The sequence below is a fragment of the Shewanella sp. SM55 genome (genome assembly GCF_025654025.1).
In the GTDB taxonomy this organism is placed as follows: Bacteria; Pseudomonadota; Gammaproteobacteria; order Enterobacterales; family Shewanellaceae; genus Shewanella; species Shewanella oncorhynchi.
The window spans coordinates 24,912-51,372 of sequence record NZ_JAKKRS010000019.1 but is presented as its reverse complement, the minus strand read 5'-3'; the positions used below and the strand labels follow the sequence as shown (position 1 = coordinate 51,372).

Below are 26,461 nucleotides of genomic sequence, written 5' to 3'. Positions count from 1 at the left end.
ATCTAAATTCCCTCGGGGTCTTCCAACAACACCAGAGTATGACCTTTACTCTCAGCCGGAGCAAAGCGACAGCGGTAAGGCTTTTAACCTGCATGTTTGCATGATGGTTTAAATTGAGGCGAAATTTGCGTCGTGAGACGCCTGTGCAATAGTGGCGATTCATACGGTATTTGAATCGGACTGTTGACTTTAGATTTGGCTCAGTTAAAAAGCCTTTAACTGAGCTAGATCTAAATAGTTATTATTTCAGCGGGAGGTGTTTATAATCAATTTCAAATATTGCGACAATTTTTCTAACGCTTCCCTTCGCTCATCGAAATAATCATGCTGGTTATAAATCCCTTCAACACCCTTTAGTTTGTGGTTAAGGCAACGCTCAGCAACGTGTCCTAGTGTACCTTGTTTTGCAAGCAGGGTTCGGCATGTACGACGTAGATCGTGCACAGTGAAGTGGGGCATATCACCCATTAAGTTTGGGGGTTGTTTTTTCTTACCGGCTTCGTGGCCAAATAGTTTAGTGATTGCTCGGTTTAGCGTATCAGGGCCCATATGGGGATTTTTACTGGAGCGTCTGCTTGGAAAGACATAATCTGAGCCACAAGCTCTAATTTTTAACTCATATAGCCATTCCATCACTATGGTAGGCAATGGAATCGCAATACCCACTCCTGATTTGCTTCTGTTTTTGGACAGATTCCACACCTTTTCATCAAGATTAAACTCCTTCCAAGGCGCTTCAGCCAACTCAGACTTACGTACTCCCAATGTAATCAGTAGTGCGCAGGCTAGGTAATTGTCACGGCTAAAACTGTCACTATTTTCCCTAGCGATCTTAAAAAACGTTGTGACTTCCTCTAGCGTTAAAGCGCGGTCTTTACTTTTTTCTAAGCCACCAGCATCTGATATAGAAAATGCACTGGCTGGATTTGCACCAAGTAAATCTAGTTTTATGCCGTGATTAAAAAGCTGCTTACAGTACATTAGAGCATCGTTAGCGATGGCGGGGCGGCCTGTCGCGGCGATAGTTTTGAGGATGTCTCTGATATCTCTAGCTGTAACAGTATCGATATTAAAGCTGCCTATATGCGGCGCGATATCCTTGCGATAGATACGTTCTGGAATATTGGCGTATTTAAGTCGATTGATGTTACCAAGGTGCCAATCAGCAAAAAGCTCATCAACAGTTTTGATTTGAGATTGCTCTGCACGTTTTTTGGCTACGAGCGGATCGAGACCATCGCGAAACTGTTTCATTTTGGTAGCAGCTTCTGCACGCGCATCAGCAAGAGACATATCACTGTATTTTGCTAAGGTCATTTCTTTGCGTTTAGATTGCGCCGTGTAACGGAGCATCCAATATGGAACGCCAAGTTTTGGGACAACAAAATACAGACCGTTTCCATCTGCATACCGGCCTGGCTCTCCTTTTGCCTTGGACTCAATCTCTTTTACTGTCAGGTTTCCCATAAATCCATTCCCCATCATGACCTTAAGGTTGCTTTTATGAAAGCCAATAATACCCACCACTGACGATCGGGTTTATTGTAGCATACCCACCAATATACCCACCATATAGTGGTGGGTAGTGGTGGGTATAGATGGATGTTAGTAGACGGTTTATATGTTAAAACTGATTAAAAACAATAATTAATGATACTTAGTGGATGGTTGTGGATATCATTCGACGTTTTGGATCTGCTCGCGCATTTGCTCGATAAGAACTTTAAGTTCCACTGCGGCCGAGGTGATCTCAGTGCTGATGGATTTAGAGGCGAGTGTGTTCGATTCGCGGTTGAATTCCTGCATCATAAAATCTAAACGACGACCTTCGCTGCCGCCTTTTTTGAGGATACGGCGAGCTTCGGCCACATGGGCTTCGAGGCGATCCATTTCTTCGGCTACATCTTGTTTCTGTGCCAGTAGCACCATTTCTTGCTCGATGCGGGCTGGGTCGAGTTCACCTTTGATTTCTGCAAGGCGGTTGGTGAGCTTTTCGCGTTGATACAACATCACAGTAGGCATGTGCTCGCGTACGACGGCGATTTGCTCGCTGACTCCGTCTAAGCGGCTTAGCAGCATATCTTTGATGGCTTCGCCTTCACGGCCGCGGGCTTCGATGAATTGATCTATGGCTGAGTCGAAGGCTGTGATCAGATCGGCGCCGATTGCATCCATATCTTGTTCACCGCTTGCTAGCACGCCCGGCCAGCGCAGGATGTCGGTAAGATTGACATCGCCTTGTCCCGCTTCTTGCTTGAGCCAATTGGCAGCGCCTAATAGCTGTTTGGCCAGCGCTTGATTCAATTGCAGCTCGTTGTTGCTGTTGTCTGCCAGTTCGTAGCGCAGATTGACTTCGACTTTACCGCGGCTTAAGCGTTTACGTAGGCGGTCGCGCAGTACGGGTTCGAAACTGCGGAATTGCTCGGGTAAACGTAGGTAAGTTTCGAGATAACGTTGATTGACTGAGCGAATTTCCCAGGAGGCAGTGCCCCATTGTGCTTTGTGCTCGATGCGAGCGTAGGCTGTCATGCTTTGGATCATGGGTTGTCCTAATGGTTTAATCGTCATAATGAGAGGCGATTATAGAGTCAATGGCTTTAGGATTAAAGGCATACAGCAAATATACCCAAGCTGCCTGAAGATACGAGTTTCAGAGCGCCTAGAGTGCTTCAATTCAAGGCGCAGCAATGACAGAATGTCGGCTACCTTTTGAATTGATGCAACACGGAAGTGAAGTGCCCTAGGCGTTCCGTCCCGGCGGTTGATGTTAACCACGGGGTAACGCACTTTATGCTGCGTTGGTTATTTTTAACTTAGTCCACTAGGTCCGCAAATAACCGCAATCGCCATGGATGGCGTGAATGCCATTTATGCAGGAGCAATAAATGGCCTTGCCTAAAGTGCGTTAAACTTCCGCTGAATTCTGCATCTTCAGGTTGTTTGGGTATAAGGACACGGATTAGGCGTTTGAGTGTGATGAGTTTGCCAGAGAATCACCCTAAGCATGGCATCCTAAGGCTCAAGCCCTTATAATATGCAGCCAAAATCGGTCAATGACTCAGAATACAGGAATCTCGCATGCGTCCAAGTAACAGAACGCCAGCACAAACTCGTCCCATCACTATCACTCGCCAGTTTACGGCCCATGCCGAAGGTTCTGTGTTAGTGGAATTTGGCGAAACGAAAGTGCTTTGTACCGCCAGTTTTACTGAAGGTGTGCCACGTTTCCTTAAAGGTCAGGGTCAAGGCTGGGTGACGGCGGAATACGGCATGTTGCCACGTTCGACCCATAGCCGTATGGATCGTGAAGCCGCTCGCGGTAAGCAATCTGGCCGTACGCAAGAAATTCAACGTCTTATCGGCCGTGCTCTGCGCGCCTGTGTGGATATGAAAGCCCTAGGCGAAAACACTATCGTGATCGATTGTGATGTGATCCAAGCTGACGGTGGCACGCGCACCGCGTCTATCACTGGCGCCTGTGTGGCCTTAGTGGATGCACTGAACTGGGCACGCGGTAAAGGCATCATTAAATCTAACCCGCTGAAATTCCTTATCGCTGCAGTCAGCGTCGGTATTTACAAGGGTGAAGCGATAAGCGATCTAGAATATATCGAAGACAGCGCCGCTGAAACTGACATGAACGTGGTAATGACGGAAACGGGCAAGATCATCGAAATTCAAGGCACCGCCGAAGGCGAGCCATTCAGCCACGAAGAATTACTCGAACTGTTGGCATTGGCCAAGAACAGTATTCGTGAAATCGTCGATGTGCAGAAAGCCGCACTGAACTAATAGTGTGGTGATGAACAAGCCCCGTCATGTTATAGAGTGCGGGGCTTTTTATTAGCTGCAACTTTTTATCTGCAGCAAGATGCTAGTGTTAGACAAGCCCTGTACCGAATTAAATGTTGCCCAATAAAACATTACCTAATAAAAACCAATAAAAGATAAAGCCGTAAGGAGATATTGTGAAAGCCTATCAACGTGAGTTTATTGAATTTGCCCTAGAACGTCAGGTATTACGATTTGGCGAATTTACCCTTAAATCGGGTCGTATCAGTCCTTATTTCTTCAATGCGGGTTTGTTCAATACTGGCCGCGATCTAGCGCGTTTAGGCCGTTTCTATGCCGCTGCGTTAGTGGATTCAGGCATTGATTACGATTTGCTGTTTGGCCCAGCTTACAAAGGTATTCCGATTGCGACCACTACGGCGGTTGCCCTGTGTGAACACCACGATATCGATATCCCTTACTGCTTTAACCGCAAAGAGAAAAAAGATCACGGCGAAGGTGGCAGCTTAGTCGGAAGCGAGCTGAAAGGCCGCGTTATGTTGGTAGATGATGTGATCACTGCCGGTACTGCGATTCGTGAGTCGATGGAAATCATCGAAGCCCATAAAGCACAATTAGCGGGCGTGTTGATTGCTTTAGACAGACAAGAGAAAGGCAAGGGCGAGTTATCGGCAATTCAAGAGGTTGAGCGTGATTTTGGCTGCGGAATTGTAGCAATTATTAAACTTGCCGACCTCATTAGCTATCTATCAGAAAAGCCTGGAATGGAAGCGCAACTTGCCGCCGTGAGCCAGTACCGCGAGCAATACGGCATTTAAGTCTAGCGTTTGGCCGTTGGTATTGATCAAGTGGCTATTATTGGCGTGGTGAAATCAGTTAATCAGCCGGCATTGATCTTAGCTAGGTTGAGAAAGGTTTGATTGAGTGGTATGAAAACAAAAAACGCTGCGATTCTATAGAAGGAATCGCAGCGTTTTTTTTATTGAGTTGTATTGATTGCTATTGATTTAGGCACACTTTAAATCACGTTACGCTTCAATACACTTATTTCGACTGATGCAAAAACTCGGCGCGGGTCGCAGGGTTAGACTTGAAAATACCGCCAAGTGCTGTGGTAGTGGTTGAACTGGTTGAGTCCATCACGCCACGGGATTTCACGCAGTAATGCACAGCATCCATTTTAACCGCAACGTCTTTGGTTTCGAGCAAGGTTTGTAGCGCGACTAACACTTGCTGAGTCAAACGCTCTTGCACCTGTGGACGTTGGGCAAAGAAACGCACGATGCGATTAATCTTTGATAAACCAATGATTTTTTTGCGTGGTAGATAAGCTATGGTCGCAGTACCATCGATCGTCACTAAATGGTGTTCGCAGGTGCTGGTGAGGCTAATGTCTTGCACTCGCACCATTTCATCGAAGCCCATCTTATTGTCGATAACCGTGATCTTAGGAAAGTTCGCATAATCTAAGCCGGAGAAGATTTCATCGACGTACATTTTAGCAATGCGGCGCGGCGTATCGGCAAGGCTATCGTCTGACAGATCCAATGACATTAATGTCAGGATTTCTTTCATATGATGTTCAATCTTGTCTTTACGTTCTTCACTGCTGTAAACGCTTGGGAGCATTGGGGTTTCAAGTCCACGTTCTAATAACGCGGCTTGTACTTTTACTGCTGCTTCACTTAATGCCATCTTATCCTCCACTACGTCGTAGCGGCTATAACAGAAAACCTATGCTGAACAGTATGGGGTATTTGGGCTGTCCAGCACTAGATACAAATTATTGCTATTCTCGCTAGAGCAAGAATAGGCTGATGAGAATAGCGCGAATAGCGGCTGATTCATACCGAAAAACGTTCATCGCAAACATGAAAAAGCCGATAGTCCTTATCGGATATCGGCTTTAAATCTACTGTGGCTAATCTTATTCAACGATAAACGTTGGCTAACGTCGCTGAAGTTTACAGTGTTAGATTTGTTTTTAGGAAACTCAGCATCTTTTCGTAGTATTTCGCTCTGTGTTCATCGTTATAAAAACCGTGGCCTTCATTATCCATCACCAGTTTTTGGTACGGATATTGGTGAGCTTTTAAGGCTTTTTCGAGGGATTCCAGTTGCTCAATTGGCGCTCGAGCATCTTCGCCGCCATGAACCAGTAGCAAGTTTGCTTTGAGTTTATTGACGTTTTCAGAAGGAGACATTGCCTTGAGCACCGCTTCATCTTGCCCTAGTACATCCTTAAGATAGCTTGTTCCTGCACGTCGACTGGCGACATCGCCTTCATCAAACATTAATTCTAAATCGTATACACCAGCTACACCCACAGCGCATTTAAACATATCTGGCGCAAGCACAGCGCTCTGCAAGGCGCTGTACCCACCAAAGCTACCACCAACGATACAGATGCGTTCCTTATCGGCAAAACCTTGGTCAATAACGTACTGGGTTGCGTCGATAATGTCATGCTGAATATCTGAGCCCCATTTTTGATAGCCAGCGCGTTCAAATTGATCGCCATATCCGCCTGAACCACGGAAGTTGACCTGTAGAACTGCTATGCCTTGGCTTGCTAGATATTGGTTTTGTGGGTCAAAGCCCCACCAGTCACGGATACCGTGTGGACCACCGTGTGGATTGACGACTAAGGGTAGGTTTTTAGCTTCTTTACCAAAGGGGAGCGTTAGATATCCATGGAGTTGTTTACCATCACGGCTGGTGAAAGTGATGGGTTTAACATCAGCCATTTGCTCTGGGTCGAGCCATTTTTTAGCGGCGGCTAGATATTCAAGTTTTAGTGTTTTCGTATCAAATATGTAGTAATCGCCAGGGTTTCGATCATTAAACGCAAGTACGACGAGTTTTGCTGCATCTCGGGTTTCGCTAACAATTCGTACTTGGTGACCGGGGAGAGCACCCAGCAGATCTTTTAGTAATTTAGCGTGCGAATCCTCATTATCGACAAAGGCATAACTTGGGTAACCATTTTCAAACTCGACGGCATAAAGTTGTTTATTGGTGCCGTTAATCCAAAAGTTGCTAGGGTCAACGTTTTCATCCTGAATGATTTCAGTTTTATCGCCCGTTTCGAGATTAATTTTGTAAACCCCTAAGGTTTCACCTTGGGATCGACCGGCGGCATAAATCGTATTTTTATCATCGGCAAAGGAGAGTGGTTTAAAATCAGCAAGACCTAGATTTAGTTTATCGGTATTTACCCAGTTACCGTCTTTGCGGTAGAACACTTTAGTAATGTTTTTATTGTCCTCACCGGCAACGAAGCGGACTTCACCTTGATGGTCTGTCATAAAACGGGCTCGGCCGATAGGTGAGCCTGTGATGCGTTTACGTGTGCCATTGAACAAGTCTACGCGATAGACATCTTGTGATAGTTCAAAGTCAAGATTGATCCTATCATTCCATGGAATAGCATTAACTAACATGTAGCGTTCATCATCTGGCAGAGGATCGAGGATAAACGCGCTCGCCCGCATAGGGGTATTTTTCTTGATATTTGAACCTGTTTGTTGCTCGCCACTCTCGAAGCCGAATAAATACGCTTTTCGTGAACCATCGGCATTTACCGCCATCAATTCACCGTAGTAGATAGGTGTGTCTTGCCAGCCTTTTAGGTATTCTTTTGCCAGTACCAGTCGCTCACTGTTGGCCCATTCATAGTCGCCGACTTGAGCATTATCGGGAAAACGTATCGCATTGAGGAGTTTTTTGGTTTGGGTATCTAAGACTAAGAGAACGTTTTTACCTTCGACACTTGTGATAGCGCTTAAGTATTTACCAGTAGGCGATATTTTTACATCCGAGTACTCATCACCTTTGCTGAATAACTGTGCTTGCGATAACGCATTCGCGTTGGAGCTATTGGCTGCAAAGGTGGATATTGGAAGTATTGGTAAGCAAAGTGTCGCCAACATGGCTAATCGGAAGAGTTTCATCTGACATCCTTGTAAAATCATTGTGTTTTTTGTTCTTAAAATGTTTTTCGAGGATAAAACAAAAGATGGGGCGAAACAAGGAAGGAATATCGAAAATAAAGGACGATAGTTACCGTCCTTTATGTTGAAAAATCATTAGCTTTGTAAAAGTTGGTGCTGGATAAAACGCCACTGTTCATCGAAGTGTGTCGTCGGTTTGAGTTTGAATTCACTTCGTACAAATTGAGCGATTCGGCCTTCGGCAAAGGCTAACAGTAAATTGGCTAATATGGCTTCGTCTAAGTTGAAGCCTTTACCTTCTCGCAGGGTTTTTTCCCGTAAAATTTGCTTTAACTGGGTTTCAATTTTGGCAAATAAGTTACCAATACGGCTTCGCAGGCGTTCATTTTCACCGAGTAGAGCATCACCGTTGAGAACGCGGGAAATTCCTGGGTTACGCTCGGCAAAGATCAGCAGCAGTTGCAGTACCAACTGGCAGCGCTTCATGGTGTCTTTTTCGTCATCCATGATTAAATTGATGCGCGACAATAACGACTCTTCGATAAATTCGATTAGGCCTTCGAACATCCGCGCTTTACTCGGGAAGTGGCGATACAGTGCGGCTTCCGATACACCGACTTCTGAGGCCAGTTTCGCTGTGGTGATCCTTTGTCCTGGGTTGGTTTCTAGCATCTGCGCTAGACATTGCAGAATGTGTTCACGACGATTAATTTTTGGGCTTACAGCCATTGCAGTATCCTTGGCTCAATAACGACTTAGGGGATTATTTAGTGCCTGAATGGCCAAATCCGCCTTCACCACGGTCTGAGCTGTCGAACTCATCAACGAGTTTGAATTGTGCTTGTACCACAGGAACAAACACCAGTTGCGCGAGACGATCGCCCATTTCTAAGGTGAATGGACTGTCACCACGATTCCAACAAGATACCATTAAGGGGCCTTGGTAATCTGAATCTATGAGTCCGACTAGATTCCCCAGTACGATACCGTGTTTATGGCCAAGGCCTGAGCGCGGTAAAATCACCGCTGCAAGTCCTGGGTCGGCCACATGAATGGCAATCCCCGTGGGAATGAGCACTGTTTCACCCGGTGCTATGGTTAAAGCCGTGTCTATCATGGCGCGAAGATCCATGCCTGCACTGCCTGCGGTGGCGTAAGCGGGCAAGGGAAATTCTGAGCCGATACGGGAGTCGAGAATTTTTAATTCAATCGGTGTTTTCATGTATTTGTTTTTTCTTTCACTATCAACGAAAGTAATTGCCGTGCCAACGTGAGTTTGTCAGTAGCAGGCAAATCTTGACTGCCGTGCGGCCAGAAAACACGCAGGGCATTAGCATCGGCATTAAAGCCTAGGCCAGCAATGGAAACGTCGTTTGCGGCGATCATGTTCAAGTTTTTACGTTTGAGCTTATCACGCGCATAGGCTTCTACATCATGGGTTTCGGCGGCAAATCCCACCACAAAAGGACGGTTAGGTAAGCTCGCAACCGTGGCTAAGATATCAGGATTCCTCACCAGCGCAAGTTGCATTTCTTCGGTCGATTTTTTGATCTTACAGGTAGCAATATCGCTAATGCGGTAGTCTGCAACGGCGGCGCAGCCAATAAAAATATCTTTTTTATCAAAGTTATCCATAACAGCATCGAGCATATTTTGCGCCGATTCAACATCAATGCGTGTCACGCCTTCTGGGGTGCTTAGATTTACTGGGCCTGAGACTAAGGTGACTGTTGCCCCCATATCTGCCGCGGCTTTGGCCAGTGCAAAGCCCATTTTTCCAGAACTGTGATTTGAAATGTATCTGACGGGATCAATTGCTTCACGGGTTGGTCCGGCGGTAATCAGCACCGACTGTCCTGCGAGTGGCTTAAATTCAACGGCGTCAGGCGTGGCAAAAAATTGTGTAGCCAGTTCCGCTATGTCTAATGGCTCTAACATACGACCAGGACCCACTTCACCACAGGCCTGACTGCCACTGGCGGGTCCCCAAAGTGTAAAACCACGTGATGCTAGGCTAGTTAAATTAGCTTGAGTTGCCAGATTACGGTACATCTGTTGGTTCATTGCTGGACACAGGGCAATTGGCGCCTCAGTGGCAAGACACGTGGTGGTGATTAGCTCATCGGCCATGCCTGCATTAATCCGCGCCAATAGGTTTGCGGTTGCAGGGGCGATGATGACGAGATCTGCCCAACGAGCGAGTTCTATATGACCCATGGCTGCTTCTGCTGCGGGGTCGAGCAAGCTAGATGCCACTGGATGTCCAGACAACGCTTGCAGCGTCAGAGGCGTGATAAATTCCATCGCACTTTGGCTCATCACCACGCGCACATCAAAACCACGCTCTTTCAAGCGACGTACTAAATCAGCACTTTTATAGGCCGCAATACCGCCGCCAATGCCCAGCAGGACGTTTTTATTTGTCAGACTCACAGACATCATCCGAGATAGAAATAATGCCGGCAACAATATCACAAAGCGGTGAATTTTAGTGACTATCCCAGTTCAAAAAATCTCGTCCATACTCAGTAAAGTGAAAATATGTGAGATGACAGGGAGGTCGCATGGGGATTAAAGATTGGCCTGAGGGCGAAGGTCCCAGAGATAAACTGTTACAAAAAGGAGCTGCGCATCTCTCGGATGCTGAATTACTGGCAGTATTGCTGCGTAACGGTTTAGCTGGATTAAACGCGGTTGACCTTGCTAGGTCGCTTATTTGCGAGTTTGGCGGCCTCAGAAACCTGCTCTGTGCCCCAAGAAATCAGGTGTGTCGACTTCCGGGCGTAGGACCTGTAAAATACGCCCAGCTTCAAGCTGCGGCCGAATTAGCGCGGCGTGTAGCGCAGGAAAATCTGCAAAGAGGTCAGGTTTTGACAAATCCCGATTTAACTCGGGACTATTTAATGCGACAATTGGCCGATCGCTCCTATGAAGTGTTCGCAGTTTTACTGCTGGATAGCCAGCATAGAGTGATTCAATTTGTCGAATTATTCCGCGGCACAATAGACTCAGCCTCAGTATATCCACGTGAAGTGGTGAGCTTAGTGCTGGAGAAAAAGGCCGCAGCAGTTATAGTTTGTCATAATCATCCGTCTGGTATTGCCGAGCCCAGTCAGGCTGACCGACGAATAACTGAGCGATTAAAAAATGCGTTAGCAACCATAGACGTATCCTTGTTGGACCATATGGTTGTAGGTGATCGAGAGATAGTTTCTTTTGCAGAACGAGGCTGGATTAATTAATCTAACACTTGATCTTCACTCTGTGATCGTGTATAAAATGCGCCCTCTTTGTGCCTCGGGCGACGGCCATACGAGGCACATTAATGCTCGAGCGTTAAAATTGTTTTTGGAGAAGATTGACATGTCAAGAGTATGCCAAGTTACTGGCAAGAAGCCGATGGTTGGTAACAACCGTTCGCATGCAAAAAACGCGACCCGTCGTCGTTTTTTACCTAACCTACAAAACCACCGTTTTTGGTTAGAAGAAGAAAAGCGTTTCGTACAGTTACGTGTATCTACTAAAGGTATCCGTCTGATCGACAAAAAAGGTATCGAAGTTGTTGTTGCTGAACTTCGTGCCCGTGGCGAGAAGGTATAATAGATCATGGCTAAAGCTAAAGGTAATCGTGAGAAGATCAAATTAGTTTCTACAGCTAAGACTGGTCACTTCTACACAACTGAAAAAAACAAGCGTAACATGCCTGAAAAAATGGAAATCAAAAAATTTGATCCAGTTATTCGTCAGCACGTTATCTACAAAGAAGCCAAAATCAAGTAATCCTTGGTTAGTGTTTCGAGAAAAGCCCCTTATTTAAGGGGCTTTTTTTTGCATTTTTTTAGTGGCTAGTCATCAAGTTGAGATAATTGCCTCGCAAACTGATGCCGCTGAATCATCCCCTGTGAAGTTAAAAAAGTGTGAACACTTACTGAAAATATAAAATAGTGCAGTTCTAAGCACTTTAAATCATCAAATCTGCACTTTAGTGAGAATAAATTCTTTATATGTGAATTAAAATGCAATACCATACGCGAAAGTTAGCGATTCATTCCTGGTGTGTCATAGTGACGCTGCCAGCTCAAAAATGAGGTGTAAATAACGCGTGCGTACCACTGAACTGGTTGATGGATTTCGTCATTCTGCCCCCTATGTTAATGCCCACAGAGGTAAAACTTTTGTGGTCATGCTGGGTGGTGAAGCTTTGGCTCAAAATCAATTCCGCGCCATCTTAAATGATGTCGCCCTGCTGCACAGTTTAGGGATCAAAGTGGTGTTGGTATATGGCGCTAGGCCGCAGATTGATGCTGCATTAGCCGCCAACGGTATTGCGCCTGCCTACCACGACGGTGTGCGTATCACGGATGAAGATTCGCTCAAAGTGATTAAGCAAGTTGCGGGTGCACTGCAATTTGATATCACAGCGCGTTTATCCATGAGTTTAAGTAATACGCCGATGCAAGGTGCGCAAATTAACTTAGTGAGCGGCAACTTTGTGATTGCTCAACCACTGGGTGTGGATAATGGTGTGGACTTTTGTCTGAGTGGCAAAGTGCGTCGTATTGATGTGCAAGGCTTAAAACGTCAGTTAGATAATCACTGCATCGTATTGATGGGGCCGATTGCGGCTTCGGTTACTGGTGAAAGCTTTAATCTCACCGCCGAGGAAATCGCGACTCAAGTGGCAATTAAGCTCAAAGCCGACAAGATGATCGGCTTTAGCTCACAGAACGGTATTCTCGATCGTAATGGCGATGTGATTGCCGAGTTGATGCCAAATGATGCGCAAAACATCATGAACAAGCTGGCCGAGCAAGGGTCTGCTTGTGTTGGCACTATGGCGTTTCTCAAAGCCAGTATCGATGCTTGCCGCAATGGCGTACCGCGTTGTCATTTAGTTAGCTACCTCGAAGATGGCGCCTTGTTGCAGGAACTGTTTTCTCGCGAAGGGATAGGCACGCAAATCGTGACTGAGAGTGCCGAGCGTTTACGCTGTGCGTCGATCGCTGATATTGGCGGTGTACTGAACCTTATCCGTCCATTGGAGGAGCAAGGCATTCTGGTGCGTCGTAGCCGTGAGCAGCTTGAGATCGAAATCGAACAGTTCATGTTGATTGAACGCGATGGTTTAGTGATTGGTTGTGCTGCGCTCTATCCTTTTGAAGAGGACAATGCGGGTGAGTTTGCTTGTTTGGTGGTGCATCCTGATTATCGCGATGCCGATAGAGGGAGCTTACTGCTGAAGAACATTATCAATCAGGCCAGAAACCGTGGTTATTCACGATTGTTTGCATTGACAACTCGGAGCATTCACTGGTTCTTAGAGCATGGTTTTGTGATTGAAGATGTTGAAGCACTGCCGCAGAAGAAGAAGCAGTTGTATAACTATCAACGCCGCTCCAAAATTCTCGCGCTCGATCTTTAAGCCGTTCTAAATCAATCCAATCAATGTCAGCCTAGTACTCATATTAGCGCTGGCATTTTTATCGACATAATATGTCTTTGTTGGCAGATTAAGGCTTCACTGCACGGGAGATACTGCCAATGAGTCCTCAATTTTTTGAACTCGCCCCTTTAACCCAAACCTCTATCTTCAGTTTTATCGTCTTATTGCTCGGTTTAGCGGGTATCTTACTGATGTTATGGCTAAAAAATATGCCTAAGATAGCGAAGTCGGCGAGTTTAGGTATATTGCTGGTGGTGATGGGCGGATTTTCTTGGGTCTTCTATCAATCGAATAGCGCCGAATTAGTGTTAACCGATACAGAGCTCACATTGGATGTTCCCTTCTATAAAGTGCAGTTATCCCGCGTGGATTTATTGCCCGCCGAGGCACGCATAGTCGATTTGCAACAAGAGGCAGATTTAACGCCGAGATTTAAAGCCAACGGTATAGGCATGCCAGGATTTCAATTGGGTTGGTTTAATCTACAAGGGAAAGGCAGGGCATTTTTGGCGATAACAGATAAATCGCAGTTAGTGTTAGTGCCAACGACTAAAGGCTACAGTTTATTACTGACAGTACCGCAAGGGAGTGAGTTTTTAGCACAGTTACAAAAGTAATCATCATATGTCATCACTTCTGCAACTGTGTATCGGCGTGATAATGCTTACGCCGTCTTGCGTTTATAGGCCATATCTAAGGTAAAGACGAGTAGCGCGCTCCAGATAAAGCCGAAGGTCACGCCTTTTTCGGCATCGAAGGGCTCATTGAACAGACTCACCGCGAGGATGAACATAATACTCGGGCCAATATATTGGAAAAAGCCGAGCATAGACAATGGAATACGTACCGCTGCCCCTGCAAAACACAGCAAAGGAATGGTAGTCACTATCCCAGCCGCCATTAACATCAGATTCAATTGCCAATCGTTAGTCAGCATGCTCGCCGTGGCAGTGTCTAAGGTTGCGACGAGATAAATCAGCGCTACCGGTAATAACACTGCGGTTTCGACCAATAATCCGGCCTTAGCATCCACATTGACCTTTTTTCGCAGCAGCGCATAGAAACCAAAGGTGCCCGCGAGTGCCAGTGAGACGATGGGAATTGAGCCAAAAGAGATTAACTGGATCAATACGCCAGCGCTGGCGAGTGAAACCGCAAACCATTGCAGTTTACGCAATCTTTCGCCTAGAAATAACATACCGAGTAAGACGTTGAGTAAAGGATTGATGAAGTAACCTAGGCTGGCATCGAGCATGTGATCGTTATTTACCGCCCAGATAAATAGTAGCCAGTTTCCCGCGATCAATATGGAAGTAATGGTGAGAACCATCAGCTGTTTAGGCTGTTTAAACAGTAAGCGTAAGCGTGAGAACCCGCCGATAAACTGCATAATCATCAGCATAAACACGAATGACCAAATCACCCGATGGAGCAAAATTTCGGTGGCGGAAACATGGTTGAGTAATTTGAAATATAAAGGCGCAAAACCCCACATACAGTAAGCACTGACGGCAAGTAGGATCCCTTTGCGGTATTCAAGATCTGGCATGAGACATCTTCGAAGAACAACAAGGTGGCGATTGTAGGTGTGTCTGACCGCTGACTCAAGGGCATCGCCGTGTTCTTTTCGTTACAGAATATCTCCGCAATAGATTGAATGGGCGATTAAAGTGAGTAACCATCCTGTTAATTAAGACGTTTACCTTAGTCAATTTTGAGCCCTAAGGCACTAATACACATCTAAATTTAACCACCTAACCCACCATATAAGTCCCTGTTCCAAAAGCGATATGCGTGCCTTGCTCATTATGTAGTTCCATGCGGCATACTGAAACTCGATTACCCGCACGAATGACGCTGCCCGTGCCCGTAAAGGTGAGGCCGCGTCCCGGCCGCAGATAATCGACGCGCATATCAATCGTCCCTAAAGTTTGGAGGCGTTGTTGTAATTCTTCAATCGTCCAATCTTCACGGCTTGCAACCAGTCCTGCAAATGCGGTGAGTCCGCCGACCACATCTAGTACTGTAGCTGTGACACCGCCGTGGAGGATCTGTTGATGGATATTGCCAATAAGTTCTGGTTTCATATTGATGACCACTTCGACACCGTCGACATCGTAGCGTTTAATATCGAGCCCGAGCAGATTATGAAAAGGGACATGTTGATCAAAGACTTCTGCCACTCGGCTTAATATCTCGGCTTGGATTGGGTTTGTCATGGTTTCTCATCCTTGTCACTGAGTGACGGTATTAGGCGTAATTGGATTTGTTATCAACACTTAGATTAACAAAGTGCGGCTTAGAGCAATTAATCTACAGTGAAGCGTGCGCAGAATGCAACTTAAGCTAGATTGAAGATAAATTGGCTATGGGCATTATGGTTAGTTGAGGGAGGGCGATCTTAGTCGATGACATTTATCCAGAATGGGTTTACGACAAGATGGCGCAAGACAGGAGCGGTTCAGTCCTTTAGAATAGGCCCCCTCACTTTTGACATAGAAGATCCATGGAAAAGCTCGTACTCGACACGCATGATGATCCGCTCTCGCAACGCCTCGCACAGGTGTTTGGTTACCGTGACTTTAGGGACGGTCAGCGGGAGGTGATAGAACGTGTCTGCGGCGGGCAAGATTGCTTAGTGATCATGCCAACGGGCGGCGGTAAGAGTCTGTGTTATCAGTTACCTGCCTTGATGATGAATGGCATCACTATTGTCGTCTCCCCATTGATTTCTTTGATGAAAGATCAAGTCGATAGCTTGTTGCAAACCGGTGTTGCTGCGGCTTATCTGAATTCCTCATTGCCGCGCGAGCAGAGTGCCGAAGTATTAAGGCAGCTACGCCACGGTGAGTTAAAACTGCTTTATGTGTCACCTGAACGTTTATTAACCGCTGATTTTATTGAGCGCATGCAGTCGCTCCAGCTCGCGATGTTTGCCATCGATGAGGCGCATTGTATCAGTCAGTGGGGTCATGATTTTCGCCCAGAATATGCGGCGCTCGGCCAGTTAAAGCAACTCTTCCCCTATGTGCCCATGATGGCGCTGACCGCAACAGCAGATCAGGCGACTCGGCAGAGTATTTGTGAGCGGCTCGGTATTGACCCATTCCGTTTACTTTCAAGTTTCGATCGGCCCAATATTCGCTATACAGTCGCCGAAAAGCTTAATGCAGCTAATCAGTTACGACATTTTTTAACGCAGCAGAATGGTACTAACGGCATTATTTATTGCAGCAGTCGTCGCCGTGTCGATGAAGTGGCTGACCGTTTATGCCTGCAAGGTTTTAATGCCAAGGCCTATCATGCGGGAATGACGCAGGAAGACCGTGGTGCAGTACAGGATAGTTTCCTTAAAGATCAAATTGATATTGTGGTTGCCACTGTGGCTTTCGGTATGGGGATTAATAAGTCTAATGTGCGCTTTGTAGTGCATTACGATATCCCGAAAAGTATCGAAGCCTATTATCAGGAAACGGGCCGAGCAGGACGTGATGGGCTCGATGCAGAAGCTTTTATGTTGTTCGATCCCGCCGATATTGGTCGGGTGCGACATTTGATTGAACAGTCCGAGCCAGGACCGCAGCAACAGGTCGAATTCCACAAACTTAATACTATGGCTGCCTTTGCTGAGGCGCAGACCTGTCGCCGCCAAGTGTTGCTGCATTACTTTGATGAGAGTGCATTAGAGCCCTGTGGTAACTGCGACATTTGCCTCGACCCGCCTAAGCGTTATAACGGCACCGAAGATGCGCAGAAGGTGCTGTCATGTATTTTCCGTTTAGGCCAGCGTTTTGGTATCAATCATTTAATTGAAGTGTTGCGCGGTTCGAAAGGCGCGCCGATAGTCGATCGAGGGCATGACAAACTCACGACTTGGGGGATTGGTAAAGACAAGAGCCATGAATATTGGTTGAGTGTGATCCGCCAACTCATTCATTTGGGACTGGCGAGTCAAGATGTGACTCGCGGTTCATCTATTACCCTAAACCCATCAGCACGACCTGTGCTCAAAGGGGAAGTGGCGCTAATGCTTGCTGAACCGCGTATTCAGTTAACAACCACAAAACGTAAGGCGAGTCAGTCTAAAGCACCGTTGAATTATGACCGTAAGTTGTTCGCACGGTTGAAGTTATTGCGTAGAACCATTGCCGAGCAGCAGGATGTGCCGCCGTATTTAGTCTTTAACGACGCTACCCTCGCAGAAATGGCAGCCATGATGCCAACGAGCGCGGGGGAAATGCTCGCCGTCAACGGGGTTGGCGAGCGTAAACTGAGTCGTTTCGGTGACGCTTTTCTCGATGAAATCGCGGCTTATTTAGCGGGAGAATAATAGTTTGGATTATTCTCATTGACTTTAACCTTGCCCAATTGATTGATACTGGCTCGCTTAATTAAAGACTCTAAGGTATCAAACTGTTGCATCGCCGCTATACCAATATTGACCTTACTTGAACCCTGCCAAGGCTGAATGCAAGCAACTAACTGACTAACGACTCTTTTAGCACCAGTTGCCGAGGTATGCGGCAGGATAATGACAATTTCATCCATCGAATATCGGATTAACTTATCTTGCTCCCGTAGTCTGTGTTGTAGCTCATCCTGTAAGAGAGGCAGGTCAACTTGACGGATCTGACTCGCATTAAACAATAATAAAGACAGTGGGTAATTACCTTGTTTGGCACTGTTTAATGCTGATGTGACTTGTTGGAGCAGCGTTTCAGCAGGTTCATTACCTTCAATATGTGGGGCACGATTATTCTGTTTATCAATCAAATACCAAATAGCTCCGCCCAATAATGCCATCGCGATTAAGAACAGTGTGCTATAGGCCCAATCGACATTTAGCTCTTGTAAGATTGAATCTTTTTCTGGTGCAGTGCTATTTGGCTTCTGCTGCAGATCTTGTTGATTTAGGCGGGCCTTAAATTGCAATATCCGAGCATTATTCATCGCTTGATTGGTGAGCTCGGCCGCTCGATAACGTTTGAGCAAGAAAGAATAGGCTTGTTTAAAATCCCCTTTTTCTAAGTAGTGATCGCTCATGATCCCGTAAAACCCTTTAAGATCTGAGTATTGTTTTAGGTTTTCAGCTTGCTCAATAGCGTGATTCATGAGGATTAAAGCGGCATCTTCTTGATGCTGAGCAAAACGAATTTGGGCGAGTAGGCGAGTTGAACGCATTGTCGCTAATTGTTGATTTTGTTTTTTAAACGTATTAATCGCGATAGAAAGATATTCTTCGGCATTATCGATGCGGCCTTTATCGAGCGCGATTGAGGCCAAAATGGCATAACTGTAGGCGAGTTCAAGTGGCGAACCGAGCTCAGGTAAAAGCGCTTTAGCTTGTTGTTCGAGTTTATCACTGTAATCAAACTCTTGATTATCAAGCGCTATCCGAGCTGCATTGCGTAAAATAAAGTGTAAAACTTTCCCTTTTGCATCGGCACTTTGTATACCTAAGTTGGTGTAATACATGGCTTGGGGGAAATCATGGGTGGCATAAAGTAAATTTCCCATCGCGGCATACACATAGGCCTGTGGTGGCCAAATCCAATTTTGGGTTTGAGCATGAATATCCGGATAAATATCAATCGCGAGGCGTAAATCTTCGATAGCAGAAGAGAAGTTGTCAGTGTCAGTATCGAGTTGGCCACGTAAGCGTAAAGCATCGACTAAGGCTTGTGGTTGCTGGTAACGTCGCGCGAGGTTAATGGCTGAATCAAGCAAGGGCAGCGCATTTTGAATATTGTTATAGCTAAGGTTGGCATCGGCTTGGCAAATCAAAAAGTAAGGTCGTACTTGATCTAGCTTAAGTTGTTTAGCGTTTGCTTCGCCTAATTGAGCGACGTTGATAGCGGCTTCATTTTCCCCTATTTGTAGTAGGTTTTGGCATTTCAACACACTTAATCTGAGTCGATTGATATCTGAGCTTGCACTGGTCGCAAATTGTTTTTCTAACGCTGTTATTTGAGTGAGTGCTTTACTGGGATATTGGTAGACGAGTTCAGTGAGTTCATCTAATTGGTCTATAGCACTGGCCCCAAAGGGAAACAGCCATAACAACAGGCTCAGTACCAAGACGCGAAAATCCATTTTGTGCTCCATATAAAATGCGTAAGTTCTAACATCCCTAATCACTAAGGCGGGATTATAACTTTTCTTAATCGTTTTTTGCATAAAAAACTATTTTTTTCTAAGGGGAATAAGTTAACACATCCCAGTGATTTCTGAATCCAAACAGCCGGTTAATTCTGTGGAATCGATCACTAATTTGGGGATGAAACTCACCGTTATTAGCCTTAAGACAGGTTGAATGAGTGGAACATGAAAAAATTAGGGTTGACACTATCGGCTAGGCAAGTTAAATATTAACCGTCCTCAATAATTCAAACAGAATAAATATACAGATTAAATGAATATTATTAGCCGCAAACTCGACCTCCTCCTTCTCTCTCTCGCGGTTTATACGCGGAGGTCTTAGTGTTGCACGCTCGATAAAGAGGCAAAGCATTCACAAACCCCGCACCGATGTTGCGGGGTTTTTTGTATCTGAATACGGCAAAAATTAACTAACGAACGGTGACGTTCCATGGAGAAGCGAGATGTCTAACAGAGTCATAATATTTGATACTACCTTGCGTGATGGTGAGCAGGCGTTAGCCGCAAGTTTGTCGGTCAAAGAAAAACTACAGATCGCTATGGCGCTGGAACGTCTCGGTGTGGATGTGATGGAAGTGGGTTTTCCGGTTTCTTCACCCGGTGATTTTGAGTCAGTGCAGACCATAGCGCGTACCATTAAAAATAGCCGCGTTTGTGCCTTATCCCGTGCATTGGAAAAGGACATCGATGCCGCGGCGCAGGCCTTGTCTGTCGCAGATCAATTCCGTATCCATACGTTTATCTCGACCTCAACGATTCACGTTGAGAGCAAGTTGAAGCGTTCTTTCGACCAAGTGTTAGAGATGGCCGTAGGCGCGGTGAAGTATGCCCGCCGTTTTACCGACGATGTGGAGTTTTCCTGTGAGGATGCGGGGCGTACGCCCATCGATAATCTATGTCGTATGGTAGAAGCCGCCATTCGTGCGGGCGCACGCACCATTAATATTCCCGATACGGTCGGTTACACAGTACCAAGCGAGTTTGGCAATATCATTCAGACTTTGTTTAATCGGGTGCCGAATATCGACCAAGCGGTGATCTCAGTGCATTGCCACGATGACTTAGGTTTATCTGTGGCTAACTCGATTACCGCTGTACAGCACGGTGCGCGTCAAATCGAATGTACCATCAATGGTATAGGTGAGCGTGCGGGTAACTGTTCGCTGGAAGAGATCGCTATGATTTTAGCGACGCGTAAGGGGATGTTGGGATTAGAAACGGGCATTAATGCCAAGGAAATTCATCGTACTTCTAATTTAGTCAGCCAGTTATGCAATATGCCAGTGCAGGCGAACAAGGCGATTGTCGGTGCCAATGCCTTTACCCATTCGTCGGGTATCCATCAGGATGGCATGTTAAAAGCACAAAATACCTATGAAATCATGACGCCCGAAAGCATAGGTTTGAATCGTAACAACTTGAATATGACCTCGCGCTCGGGTCGCCATGTGATCAAGCATCGCATGGAAGAAATGGGCTATAGCGAGCACGATTACAATATGGATACTCTGTATGAAGAGTTTCTAAAATTGGCAGATAAAAAAGGCCAAGTATTTGATTATGATTTAGAAGCCTTAGCCTTTATGGAAGCGCAGGCCGAAGAAGACAATCACTATCAATTGCAGCAATTAGTGGTGCAGTCTGACTCAACTGAAGGCGTAGCTACGGCGACTGTGCGTATCGAAGTGGGCGGCGAAATTAAAACCGAAGCCGCAACGGGTAATGGTCCTGTCGATGCTGCCTATAACGCGATTGCCCGCGCAACCGATCGCCGAATCGATATCATCAGCTACAAGCTAGGCGCTAAGGGTGTAGGTCAAAATGCCTTAGGCCAAGTCGACATTACCGCGGTTTACCACGAGCAGAACTTTCACGGCGTAGGTTTAGCGACCGATGTGGTCGAAGCCTCGGCGCGCGCTTTAGTGCATGTGATGAACTTAACGTGCCGCGCAGACAAGGTCGCCGATTACAAACAAAGCATGCAAAAAAACCGAGAGCTAGGCGGCGTCTAGTCGCTAAAAGCATCCAAAGAATAGCAAGGTCGAGCATAAAGCATTTACATTTAAAGGAGTTGGCTGGCGTATGAGTTATCAAATAGCAGTATTAGCAGGGGATGGGATCGGTCCTGAAGTGATGGCAGAGGCGCGTAAAGTGCTGCGTGAGGTTGAAGCGCGTTTCGATTTGAATATCGAATACACTGAATTCGATGTTGGCGGTATTGCCATCGATAACCACGGTAGTCCCTTACCCGATGCCACACTAAAGGGCTGTGAAGCGGCCGATGCGATCCTGTTTGGCTCGGTAGGCGGCCCTAAGTGGGAAAAGTTACCGCCAAATGAACAACCTGAGCGCGGCGCGCTATTGCCTCTGCGTGGTCACTTCGAACTGTTCTGTAATCTGCGCCCAGCAAAATTGCATGATGGCTTAGAACATATGTCGCCGCTGCGTAGCGATATTTCCGCCCGTGGCTTTGATGTTTTATGTGTGCGCGAGTTAACCGGCGGCATTTATTTTGGTAAGCCGAAGGGCCGTCAAGGCGAAGGCGAAAATGAAGAAGCCTTCGATACCATGCGTTATAGCCGTCGCGAAATTAGCCGTATCGCCCGCATCGCCTTCGAAGCCGCCCGTGGTCGCCGTAAAAAAGTGACCTCAGTGGATAAAGCCAATGTGCTCGCCTGTTCAGTGTTATGGCGCCAAGTGGTTGAAGAAGTCGCAGTAGATTTCCCCGATGTCGAGCTTGAACACATCTATATCGATAATGCGACCATGCAGTTGCTACGTCGTCCCGATGAGTTCGATGTGATGCTATGTTCTAACCTGTTCGGCGATATTTTATCCGACGAAATCGCCATGTTAACTGGCTCTATGGGCTTGTTGTCATCGGCGAGCATGAACAGCACTGGCTTTGGTTTATTTGAACCAGCGGGTGGCAGTGCGCCGGATATCGCGGGCAAAGGTATTGCAAACCCTATCGCCCAAATTCTGTCGGCGGCATTAATGCTGCGCCACAGCTTAAAGCAAGAAGAAGCCGCCTGTGCGATTGAACGTGCCGTAAGCAAAGCATTAAATTCTGGCTACTTAACCGGTGAGCTATTGAGCAGCGACAAGCGTAGCCAAGCTAAATCAACCGCCGAGATGGGTGACTTTATCGCCAATGCTATAAAGGAAGGTGTGTAATGACGACTGTGCCAAAAAACGCGGTGGCAAAAACGCTGTATCAAAAAGTATGGGATGCCCACGTTGTAGCGACTCCTGAAGGTGAAGCGCCGATCATTTATGTCGACAGACATTTAGTCCATGAAGTGACTTCTCCCCAAGCATTTAGTGGCTTAAAAGTGGCGGGCCGCAAACTGCGTGCACCGGAAAAAACCTTTGCTACTATGGATCACAACACTTCGACCCGTAGCGCCAGCTTGGATGCCCTAAGCCCGATGGCGCGCACTCAGGTTGAAACCCTAGCGCAAAACTGTAAAGACTTTGGCGTGCGTTTATACGACATTCACCATCCTAATCAAGGGATTGTGCATGTGATGGGGCCAGAGTTGGGTATTACCTTACCCGGCACTGTGATTGTCTGTGGTGATTCCCATACCGCGACCCATGGCGCCTTTGGGGCATTGGCGTTTGGCATTGGTACGTCCGAGGTTGAGCACGTTTTAGCAACCCAAACCTTGCGTCAACTAAAAGCTAAGACCATGAAGATTGAAGTGCGTGGTCATGTCACCGATGGCGTGACCGCCAAAGATATCGTACTCGCTATTATTGGCAAAATCGGCATGGATGGTGGCACGGGTTATGTGGTGGAGTTCTGCGGTGAGGCGATTGAAGCCCTGTCGATGGAAGGCCGCATGACAGTGTGCAACATGGCGATTGAGATGGGCGCTAAGGCGGGCATGGTCGCGCCGGATCAAACCACTTTCGACTATTTAGCAGGCCGCGAGTTTGCACCCAAGGGCGAAGATTGGACTGAGGCTGTCGCTTATTGGCAAGCCATAAAAACCGATGATGGCGCCGTGTTTGATGCGACTGTGGTACTCGATGCCGCCGATATTGCACCACAATTGACTTGGGGTACAAACCCCGGCCAAGTCGTAGCGATCGATGGAAAAGTGCCAAATCCTATTGATGAAGCCAACCCAAGCACCCGTGCCAGCATGGAAAAGGCCTTAGAATACATTGGCCTGAGTGCGGGCACGCCTATGACAGACATCAGTATCAACAAGGTATTTATCGGTTCTTGTACTAACTCAAGGATTGAAGATTTACGCAGCGCCGCCGTACATGCCAAAGGTCGTAAAGTCGCGAATGGCGTCACCGCGATTGTCGTACCCGGTTCTGGTCAAGTGAAAGCGCAAGCCGAAGCCGAAGGCTTAGATAAAATCTTTATCGAAGCGGGGTTTGAGTGGCGTTTACCGGGTTGTTCTATGTGTTTAGCGATGAACGATGACAGATTAGAAGCGGGTGATCGCTGCGCTTCGACCAGTAATCGTAACTTCGAAGGCCGCCAAGGCCGTGGCAGTCGCACCCATTTGGTGAGCCCTGCAATGGCCGCCGCCGCTGCGGTGGCTGGGCATTTTGTCGATATTCGTAAACCTTACTAATTACCGTAAACCCAAGAGGAGAAGTTAATGCAACCTTTTACGACCCATACCGGGATTGCGGGCATGATAGACAGCACCAATATCGATACGGATCAGATCATTCCGAAACAGTTTTTGTCTAAGGTGACGCGCGATGGTTTTGGCGTGCACTTATTTCATGACTGGCGTTATTTAGATGATGCGGGCGATGTGCCTAATCCTGAGTTTTCATTGAACCAGCCTCGTTATAAAGGCGCTTCAATTCTTTTGTCGCAGGAAAACTTTGGTTGTGGTTCAAGCCGCGAGCATGCGCCTTGGGCGCTGGCAGACTTTGGTTTGCGCGCCATTATAGCGCCGAGTTTTGCCGATATTTTTTACGGCAACTCAATCAATAATGGCCTATTGCCTGTGGCGTTAACCCATGCGCAGGTGCGTCAGTTGATGGACGAAGTGGCGGCAGAAGAAGGCGCGCAAATCACGGTTGATCTCACAAGCTGTAAAGTGATTGCACCGTCAGGTGCTGAGTTTAGTTTTACGCTGGCAGAGTCGGCGAGACATAAGTTACTCAATGGGTTAGATGCTATTGGGTTGACCTTGTCCCATGCTGCGCAAATCAGTCAGTACGAAACTCAAATCCAAGGTTGGCGCCGCTAAACTTTCAGCGCACATTTGTACTCGTGTTGAGTCTATAATTAAGCGCCTAAGTTAATACCTAGGCGTTTTTGTTTTGAATCTCAATACACTCTTAATTTAATTTATTGTATTTTAAGACATAAATTTTTATTGTCGTTTTGATACTAGAAAATTTCATTCTCTGCAGTGATTTATGCTGAATTTGTCGAGTTTAAATGATTTACAGGTGTTCCAAAGTTTTAATTTTTTATCTTGTTGTTTAATATTGGTATTTGTTGGGTTCTTAATTTAAATCTCACGACTGTCGTGAATGATTTTTGAGTGTTTAATGGTTGGCTTTTGTTTGAATGGTGATGTATGTCACTAAATCTGTTTTAAAGTCGCATTTCTTTAGAGTTTCTGTCTGTTTTATCTCCTTCGGTTGCAAACATCTTCTGCATAAGTAAACTGCTGCGCATTCAATATGGAGTGTTTGCTCTATTTTGCCTGAACGCCGCAGTACTCATCTAAGTAGTACAGATAACAATAATATGATTAGAGAATAACAATGCAAAAACGTCTTCTGACTTTGGCTGTCACTGCAGCCTTGTTAAGTTCAACGACTCAACTCCATGCCGCGGGTTTTCAACTTGCGGAATACTCTGCTACAGGTTTAGGTCGCGCCTTTGCGGGTGAAGCCGCTATGGCGGATAACGCTTCGGCTCAAGGTCGAAATCCTGCAATGCTGACTTATTTAGAAGGACGTCAGTTGTCCGCGGGTGGCATTTACGTTATGCCAAACGTCGATGTGACAGGTGATGTCAGCCTTAGCTCACCGTTAATTGGTCCTAATCCTGTTGTTATGAAAGGTGGCGATGCACTGGATGTGGCCGATGACGCACTCGTGCCAAATTTTTATTATTCAAATCAGCTAAATGATCAATGGACTTGGGGCCTAGCGGTAAACTCTAATTATGGTCTAGCCACTGAATTACCCGCTACTCACGCAGCGGCTATTTTTGGTAATAAGACTTCGGTTACGACCGTTGAATTTAATCCAAACATCGCTTATCGCATCAATGATGCTGTCAGCGTAGGTGCTGGTGTACGGATCGTTTATGGTGAAGGCGAAATTGGTGCCTCATTACCAGGTTGGGTTGATGGTATCAAACCTGCTCTGCCGGCTCCTGTGCAGGCTATGTTACCTCCAGGTGGCACTGAGCTGAAAAGCATGAAGGGTGATGATGTGGGTTACGGCTGGCAGTTAGGTGCAAGCTGGCAAATTAATCCTGCTCACCGTTTAGGTTTTGCTTATCACAGCGGCGTGCAACTGGACTTAGATGGCCATGCGTCTGGTGTTCTGTACACTGGCGGCCAAGATGTGTCCATTGAAGGTTATTTACCGCTTGAATTGCCCGCTTTTGCAGAGATAGCTTCCCATCACCAATTGACCGATAACTGGGCCATGCATGCGAGTGTGAACTGGACCGATTGGAGTGTATTCGATCAACTAGTGGCTTATTTCCCTGGTGAAGTTAAGCCTAAGGGCGGCTTAGAGTCTGATTTAGTTAAAGAAGAGCACTTCGAAGATAACTGGCGCTTCGCGCTAGGGACGACTTATCAAGTGAATAACGACTGGTTAGTGCGTGCCGGTGTTGCTTTAGATAAAACGGCGGCAAATGACGAGTGGCGCACAACCACAATTCCAGACTCTGACCGTCTGTGGTTCTCTGTCGGCGCAGGTTATCAGGCAACTAAGAACCTGAACGTTGATTTTGCTGTGACTTATATTAAAGCGACTGGCGATGCGCCAATCAACGAACAGCAAAACCTATTGAACCTCGCGACTGTTAACTTTAACGGTGAAGCAAGCGGTGATGTATGGCTTGCGGGTATCCAAATGAGCTACAAGATGTAATTTC

At 46.5% G+C, this 26,461-nt stretch carries 23 protein-coding genes; 13 read left to right on the top strand and 10 right to left on the bottom strand.

The window, feature by feature from the left end:
• Positions 1-246: 246 nt before the first annotated feature.
• Complete coding sequence (locus tag L5L91_RS19980) at positions 247-1,467, bottom strand: tyrosine-type recombinase/integrase (protein WP_263237492.1); 1,221 nt, start codon at positions 1,465-1,467, stop codon at positions 247-249.
• A gap of 210 nt (positions 1,468-1,677) precedes the next feature.
• Complete coding sequence (locus tag L5L91_RS19975; RefSeq protein ID WP_263237490.1) at positions 1,678-2,541, bottom strand: YicC/YloC family endoribonuclease; 864 nt, start codon at positions 2,539-2,541, stop codon at positions 1,678-1,680.
• 537 nt (positions 2,542-3,078) lie between these two features.
• Between L5L91_RS19975 and rph the strand changes: the two genes are divergently transcribed.
• Together rph and pyrE are read left to right on the top strand one after the other, a co-directional pair.
• Complete coding sequence (gene rph / locus L5L91_RS19970; RefSeq protein WP_006079862.1) at positions 3,079-3,792, top strand: ribonuclease PH; 714 nt, start codon at positions 3,079-3,081, stop codon at positions 3,790-3,792.
• Between the two features lie 176 nt (positions 3,793-3,968).
• The gene (gene pyrE, locus L5L91_RS19965; protein WP_259511916.1) at positions 3,969-4,610 is read left to right on the top strand and encodes an orotate phosphoribosyltransferase; all 642 of its coding nucleotides are present in this window, start codon (positions 3,969-3,971) and stop codon (positions 4,608-4,610) included.
• Positions 4,611-4,836: 226 nt separating this feature from the next.
• Here the strand turns inward: pyrE and folE are convergent, their stop codons facing one another.
• The 5 genes from folE to coaBC all read right to left on the bottom strand — a co-directional run bounded on the left by folE (position 4,837) and on the right by coaBC (position 10,187).
• The gene (gene folE, locus L5L91_RS19960) at positions 4,837-5,487 is read right to left on the bottom strand and encodes a GTP cyclohydrolase I FolE (protein WP_006079864.1); all 651 of its coding nucleotides are present in this window, start codon (positions 5,485-5,487) and stop codon (positions 4,837-4,839) included.
• A gap of 269 nt (positions 5,488-5,756) precedes the next feature.
• The gene (locus L5L91_RS19955) at positions 5,757-7,745 is read right to left on the bottom strand and encodes an alpha/beta hydrolase family protein (RefSeq protein WP_263237487.1); all 1,989 of its coding nucleotides are present in this window, start codon (positions 7,743-7,745) and stop codon (positions 5,757-5,759) included.
• A 135-nt stretch (positions 7,746-7,880) separates the two neighbouring features.
• Entirely contained in the window at positions 7,881-8,474 is a 594-nt protein-coding gene (gene slmA / locus L5L91_RS19950; protein ID WP_113941097.1) for a nucleoid occlusion factor SlmA, read from the bottom strand.
• 34 nt (positions 8,475-8,508) lie between these two features.
• Positions 8,509-8,967: a dUTP diphosphatase gene (gene dut / locus L5L91_RS19945; protein WP_105251173.1), complete on the bottom strand. Its 459-nt coding sequence runs from the start codon at positions 8,965-8,967 to the stop codon at positions 8,509-8,511.
• Positions 8,964-10,187 carry a bifunctional phosphopantothenoylcysteine decarboxylase/phosphopantothenate--cysteine ligase CoaBC gene (coaBC, locus tag L5L91_RS19940; RefSeq protein ID WP_263237605.1) on the bottom strand — a complete coding sequence of 408 codons (1,224 nt, stop codon included), beginning with the start codon at positions 10,185-10,187 and terminating at the stop codon, positions 8,964-8,966. The genes dut and coaBC overlap by 4 nt, the downstream gene beginning before the upstream one ends.
• A gap of 122 nt (positions 10,188-10,309) precedes the next feature.
• Between coaBC and radC the strand changes: the two genes are divergently transcribed.
• The 5 genes from radC (at position 10,310) to L5L91_RS19915 (ending at position 13,805) form a co-directional block, all read left to right on the top strand.
• Positions 10,310-10,987 carry a RadC family protein gene (gene radC, locus L5L91_RS19935; RefSeq protein ID WP_113941095.1) on the top strand — a complete coding sequence of 226 codons (678 nt, stop codon included), beginning with the start codon at positions 10,310-10,312 and terminating at the stop codon, positions 10,985-10,987.
• Between the two features lie 121 nt (positions 10,988-11,108).
• The gene (gene rpmB / locus L5L91_RS19930; protein WP_006079870.1) at positions 11,109-11,345 is read left to right on the top strand and encodes a 50S ribosomal protein L28; all 237 of its coding nucleotides are present in this window, start codon (positions 11,109-11,111) and stop codon (positions 11,343-11,345) included.
• A 6-nt stretch (positions 11,346-11,351) separates the two neighbouring features.
• The gene (gene rpmG / locus L5L91_RS19925) at positions 11,352-11,525 is read left to right on the top strand and encodes a 50S ribosomal protein L33 (protein WP_006079871.1); all 174 of its coding nucleotides are present in this window, start codon (positions 11,352-11,354) and stop codon (positions 11,523-11,525) included.
• 322 nt (positions 11,526-11,847) lie between these two features.
• Complete coding sequence (gene argA / locus L5L91_RS19920) at positions 11,848-13,167, top strand: amino-acid N-acetyltransferase (protein WP_105251176.1); 1,320 nt, start codon at positions 11,848-11,850, stop codon at positions 13,165-13,167.
• Between the two features lie 119 nt (positions 13,168-13,286).
• A complete protein-coding gene (locus L5L91_RS19915; RefSeq protein WP_263237485.1) occupies positions 13,287-13,805 on the top strand; it encodes a PH domain-containing protein in 519 nt (172 codons plus the stop codon).
• 47 nt (positions 13,806-13,852) lie between these two features.
• Here the strand turns inward: L5L91_RS19915 and rarD are convergent, their stop codons facing one another.
• Positions 13,853-14,737 carry an EamA family transporter RarD gene (gene rarD, locus L5L91_RS19910; protein ID WP_263164971.1) on the bottom strand — a complete coding sequence of 295 codons (885 nt, stop codon included), beginning with the start codon at positions 14,735-14,737 and terminating at the stop codon, positions 13,853-13,855.
• A 205-nt stretch (positions 14,738-14,942) separates the two neighbouring features.
• Positions 14,943-15,407 (bottom strand): thioesterase family protein, encoded by a 465-nt coding sequence (locus L5L91_RS19905; RefSeq protein WP_131525639.1) that lies wholly within the window; start codon positions 15,405-15,407, stop codon positions 14,943-14,945.
• Positions 15,408-15,694: 287 nt separating this feature from the next.
• On the opposite strand from L5L91_RS19905, the gene recQ reads away from it, so the two are divergent.
• Complete coding sequence (gene recQ, locus L5L91_RS19900) at positions 15,695-17,518, top strand: DNA helicase RecQ (protein ID WP_263164969.1); 1,824 nt, start codon at positions 15,695-15,697, stop codon at positions 17,516-17,518.
• On the opposite strand, the gene L5L91_RS19895 is transcribed toward recQ, so the two are convergent.
• A complete protein-coding gene (locus tag L5L91_RS19895) occupies positions 17,500-19,281 on the bottom strand; it encodes a diguanylate cyclase domain-containing protein (protein ID WP_263237484.1) in 1,782 nt (593 codons plus the stop codon). The two genes, recQ and L5L91_RS19895, sit on opposite strands and share 19 nt — an antisense overlap.
• 509 nt (positions 19,282-19,790) lie before the next feature.
• Between L5L91_RS19895 and leuA the strand changes: the two genes are divergently transcribed.
• From leuA to L5L91_RS19870, 5 genes are all read left to right on the top strand, one after another.
• On the top strand, positions 19,791-21,359 hold the full coding sequence (gene leuA, locus L5L91_RS19890; protein ID WP_113941087.1) for a 2-isopropylmalate synthase: 1,569 nt from the start codon (positions 19,791-19,793) through the stop codon (positions 21,357-21,359).
• Positions 21,360-21,429: 70 nt separating this feature from the next.
• The gene (gene leuB / locus L5L91_RS19885) at positions 21,430-22,524 is read left to right on the top strand and encodes a 3-isopropylmalate dehydrogenase (RefSeq protein ID WP_263185185.1); all 1,095 of its coding nucleotides are present in this window, start codon (positions 21,430-21,432) and stop codon (positions 22,522-22,524) included.
• A gap of 23 nt (positions 22,525-22,547) precedes the next feature.
• Complete coding sequence (gene leuC / locus L5L91_RS19880) at positions 22,548-23,948, top strand: 3-isopropylmalate dehydratase large subunit (RefSeq protein ID WP_263148956.1); 1,401 nt, start codon at positions 22,548-22,550, stop codon at positions 23,946-23,948.
• A 27-nt stretch (positions 23,949-23,975) separates the two neighbouring features.
• Entirely contained in the window at positions 23,976-24,581 is a 606-nt protein-coding gene (leuD, locus tag L5L91_RS19875; RefSeq protein WP_263164965.1) for a 3-isopropylmalate dehydratase small subunit, read from the top strand.
• Between the two features lie 526 nt (positions 24,582-25,107).
• Complete coding sequence (locus tag L5L91_RS19870; protein ID WP_263164963.1) at positions 25,108-26,457, top strand: outer membrane protein transport protein; 1,350 nt, start codon at positions 25,108-25,110, stop codon at positions 26,455-26,457.
• Positions 26,458-26,461 lie beyond the last annotated feature (4 nt).